Origin of the sequence: Draconibacterium orientale (genome assembly GCF_900111425.1) — a bacterium.
Classification (GTDB): domain Bacteria; phylum Bacteroidota; class Bacteroidia; order Bacteroidales; family Prolixibacteraceae; genus Draconibacterium; species Draconibacterium orientale.
In genome coordinates this window covers 1-4,788 of sequence record NZ_FOHT01000073.1, presented here as the reverse complement: position 1 = coordinate 4,788, position 4,788 = coordinate 1, and the positions used below count along the sequence as shown (strand labels likewise).

General features: G+C 42.0%; 3 protein-coding genes and 1 pseudogene. All 4 read right to left on the bottom strand.

What is annotated here, in order from left to right; genetic code table 11:
- Positions 1 to 107: 107 nt before the first annotated feature.
- A complete protein-coding gene (locus BMW53_RS20450) occupies positions 108 to 914 on the bottom strand; it encodes a 3'-5' exonuclease (RefSeq protein WP_038555438.1) in 807 nt (268 codons plus the stop codon).
- A 74-nt stretch (positions 915 to 988) separates the two neighbouring features.
- Positions 989 to 2,116, bottom strand: coding sequence for a DNA polymerase III subunit beta (dnaN, locus tag BMW53_RS20445; protein WP_038555442.1), 1,128 nt, complete (start codon positions 2,114 to 2,116; stop codon positions 989 to 991).
- Positions 2,117 to 2,230: 114 nt separating this feature from the next.
- Positions 2,231 to 4,639 carry a gliding motility-associated ABC transporter substrate-binding protein GldG gene (gene gldG, locus BMW53_RS20440; protein ID WP_038555446.1) on the bottom strand — a complete coding sequence of 803 codons (2,409 nt, stop codon included), beginning with the start codon at positions 4,637 to 4,639 and terminating at the stop codon, positions 2,231 to 2,233.
- A 48-nt stretch (positions 4,640 to 4,687) separates the two neighbouring features.
- Positions 4,688 to 4,788, bottom strand: a pseudogene (locus BMW53_RS20840) (IS1595 family transposase); the annotation flags it as partial.

Here is a 4,788-nt window from a genome sequence, read left to right as displayed (position 1 = left end):
TACAAAGAACGGTCAAACTGTGCAGGCTTGCTGCTAAGTTCGGTATATCTACTGTCATTACCTCATTATGCCCATTAAAAATGGGTGGACTCTCGAAATGACAAGCTTTACTTGCTCATCATTTTCAATTTCAATTGTGTAAGCACTTTTTTAGTATAAAGCGGGAATTCGCTGTTTAAAATCCAGCCAAAGTAACCGGGTTGTTCCTGCAAAACCTGCTCAACGGGCACTCCTTTGTTCTTTCCAAAATTGAAGACTTCCACACCATTTTCGTCGTAAACAATGCGGCCTACAAAATCAACATTCCTATCGTACGACGAGAATTCGCTCAACTTTTCCACATCATTTTCAATGGGCGTCGATTTCTTCCCTTTTGCGTCTTCATACTCCACCCCTTTGTATTTATCGAGCTGCGATTTCAGCACTTCGTAAGTTGCTTTTGTATCGGCCATGGCACTGTGCGCATCGGTTAATTCCTGGTTACAATAAAATTTGTAAGCTGCTGCCAGTGTGCGTTTTTCCATTTTATGAAAGATGGCCTGCACATCAATAAACTTGCGCTTTTTAAAGTCAACATCCACCTCGGCGCGTAAAAACTCTTCGGCAAGTAAGGGAATATCAAAACGATTGCTGTTAAAACCTGCCAGGTCGCATCCTTCCATAAACTTAGCCAGCGTTTTTGCTACCTCTTTAAAGGTTGGCGCGTCTTTTACATCCTCGTCGTAAATACCATGAATTAAGGAAGCCTCAATCGGAATAGGTTGTTCAGGATTTATGCGCATCAGTTTTTCTTCCTCGGTGCCATCAACATTTACTTTTATTAAAGCAATCTCCACAATTCGATCCGTAACAATGTTAATACCGGTGGTTTCCAGATCTAAAAAAACCAAAGCGTTTTTTAAATGTAATTTCATGGTGGGTATGAATTAAAAAAGGTACCCTAAAACCTGCGTTCCCGGATACCTTTTCGGTTTATCGTTGTATCTTTTTAAACGTTTATCATCATTGGCATCAACAGCATCAGCATGTCTTCGTCTTCGTCGTTTTCAGCCGGAAGTAACAAACCTGCACGTGTTGGATCGCTCATTTCAACCTTTACATCGCTGGTTGAAATATTGGTCAGAATTTCCTGCAGGAATGTTGATTTGAAGCCAATTTCAATTTCTTCGCCCTCGTATTCGCAATTGATGCGCTCAACTGCCGAAATTGAGAAGTCGATATCTTGTGCCGAAACCACCAATTGGTTGTCGGAGATATTCAGTTTTACAAGATTGCTCGCCTGGTTCGAGAATACTGAAACACGTTTTACAGTGTTAAAAAAGTTCAGGCGATCGATCATCATTTTGTTCGGGTTGTTGGTAGGAATTACCGAATTATAACTTGGGTAATTTCCTTCTACCAAACGACAAATTAGTTTGTAGTTGCTTAACGTAAAGAAGGCGTTTTTATCGTCGAATTCCAGTTTTACATCAAACTCTTCTTTTGGCAACAGGTTTTTCAATAAACTGGCCGGTTTTTTAGGCAAAATAAATGAAGACTCGAATTCAGCTTTTGCATCCAAACGGCGGTAACGTACCAGCTTGTGCGCATCCGATGCTACAAAGCTCATAAAATCGGGCGTTAACTCCACATAAATACCGTTCATTACCGGGCGTAACTCATCGTCGGCCGTAGCAAACAAAGTTTTTTCAATTCCTTTCTGAAGTACAACATGGCTAACATCGATCGATGATGCACCTTCCTCGTCCAGCTGTGGCTGCTCCGGAAAATCCTCGGCATTTTGCCCCATAATGCTGAATTTACCATTGTCGGAATAAATTTCAACAAGGTACGAATCGCCATCGATCTGAAATGTCAGTGGTTGCTCCGGAAATTCTTTCAGCGTATCGGTGATCAACTTAGCCGGAACTGCAACAGCTCCTTCGCCTTCAATATTATCCAACTCGAGGCTGGTAATTAAAGTCGTCTCCAGATCGGAAGCTGTTATGGTTAACTCTGTTTCGCTTAACTGAAACAAGAAGTTATCGAGAATTGGCATTGTACTTTTACTGCTGATTACCTTACTTATTGCAGAAAGGTGGCTCAGTAATTCGGTGCTTGAAACTACAAACTTCATTTATTTCGATTTATTTTTTTGAATTCTTGTCTTATTTACAACTATTCTAAGTACACGAATATACAAACTTTCAGGAATTATCCCTATCGTGTTTGGCGTGATTTTACCCCGTTTTTATGAACGATTGTAACGGTACTTACGAACAAGGTTGTAAACCAGTGCAAAAACAGTGATTAAAAGCAGTGGCAGCAATACATTCAATCCTTTCCAGAAAGCGGCTTCTTCGCGCAGTTTTACTTTGTCGAGTAAGCGCATTTTTAACGATCGGCCACGTAGCTGCATAATTCCCTGTTTATCATCGAGGTACGAAATGGCATTAATCAAAAACTCCTTATTCCCGAAAACCTGCCCCGACACTTCATCAAAACCAAGTTCCTGTATTTTAGGTGGATTGGTAGAATAGTTGACTTTATTGGTGATCATTCCACCGTCGGCAATCACGATCATTTGTGTAGGCTGACTTTCCGTAATGATGTCGGCCGAAGAATAACCGTAATTTTCCACCATGCGGTTTTTATAGTTCGAAGTAAAAACACCTTCCAACAAAACACCAACCGGAATATCCGACTGCGTGAACAACTCGCGAGCCGGCGGATTGTTAATATTTCCTAGGCTTACCGACGACGGTGCTTTTATCCGTCGGGCATACGGCGATGTACTCAGAATCACCTCCTTTCGTACCGTTGAATTGGCAGAAACGGTATCGAGCGACGAAACAAACTCGGTTTTCACCCAGTTCAGATTCCGGCTTATCGGATGATTATCATTTGGCGTTAGCAGCGGTGAATAATACCACGGATGTAAAGTATAACGTGGCGGATTACCCGGCGCCGCAGTATTTACACGAATCTGAATACAGTTTACATCCTGTAGCAATTCGTAATTTAAACGCACGCCGTAGCGAAACAACTGGTCGCCAATATTCATATCGTTTGGAAACGAATAGGTTTGAAATCCTTTGCTCAAACTATCGAGGCTCACCTGTACCGGATCAACCAGCCACATCAGCTTTCCACCTTTCATCAGGTATTGGTCGATGGCAATTTTTGAGGTCTCCGGAAATTCTTTTTTCGGATTGGCAATTACCAAAATATCCACATCCGAACCGTTCAGGTCGGCAGCTTCCAGCATATCAATTTCAAAATCGGCCGAAAGTGCACGCGCAATATCGGCCACTTCGTATTGATTGGCTTCATCGTGTCCCTGTAAAAATGCCAACACCGACTTTTTCTTTCGCATCAGTTTATGAAAGGCATTTACCAACTCGAATTCGATGGTTTCCACCGAATGATTAAAGTTGTTTTCGTAACTGGTGTACGGATTATTTTTCAGAAAATTAACCGCCAGCTCTTTATTCTGATAACGAATTATTGCTCCCGGAAATATAAAACGTGAACTTACGCCTTGCTCGGTTTTATGCCCAAAATTAATTCGCGGCACACCTCTGTTTACCAGGCCGGTAATAAACTCTTCCTGCTTTTCGATATTCCCGATGCTGTACGGATTAAAAATGCGTACCCGAATCGGAGCCGAACTGTAGGCATTCAGCACCGCAATTTTCTCCAGTACTTCGTTTTGTATTTTTCGCAATCCCGCTTCCAGCTCGCCACTTAAATACAACTCCACTTCCACCGGACCTTCCAGTCCACCAACCATTTGTTTACTTACATCTGATAGCGAATAACGCTTTTCAGCCGTCAGATCGATACGGTATAAAAAGTTAGACGAAATGGCGAGTATCAGCAAAACAGCCACAGGAACAACAACCGCGCGAACTTTTGCTTTTGTTTTTCGGAGTTTTCCTTTTCGTAAAATCAGGGTAGTGCCATACAAAAACAAAAAAGCCATGCCGAGAAAATAGAGAATATCGCGCATATCAACTACTCCGCGCGAAATAGAAAGGTAGTGATCGTTAATACTCAACCACGAAAAAAGTTGCTCCAGTAAGTACGGAACTTCTGCCGATGCTACAAACTCGAAACCGAGGTAAAAGATAAACGACAGCGACATTCCGAAGATGAAGGAAACAATTTGGTTATCGGTGAGCGACGAGGCAAAAATACCAATGGCCACATAAATAGTTGCCAGGAAAAACAGCCCCATAAACGAGCCCCAGGTTGCACCGGTGTCGATACTGCCAACCGGATTCCCCAACCAATAAACCGACAAGAAATACAGCAAAGTGGGCAACAACGAGAAAACAACCAGCACCAATCCGGCCAGAAATTTTGCCATTACCAACTGAAAATCAGCCAACGGGCGGGTTAGCAGAATTTCAATAGTTCCGCTGCGTTTTTCGTCGGCAAACATACGCATGGTAATGGCGGGCACCAAAAACAGGTACAACCACGGCGCCAGCGTAAAAAGCCCCTGCAGCGTTGCATAATTATTTTCAGGAATATTGTAATTGCCCGGGAAAATCCACAAAAACAAACCGGTAACCAATAAAAAAACCAATACGGCCAGATAACCGATCAGCGATCCGAGAAACGTTTTTATTTCTTTTTTAAATAAGCTGTACACTTCTGTTGCTTTTAATTAGAAAATAAGATTTTGAATATCCGTATTTAGTCATAATCCAGTAATTCCAGCAATAACCAGCCTGTCAAAGAGTTTTTCTCCAAAATACCTCCGGTTTAGCTTGTAGACGAACTCATTCAAATACATTTGAA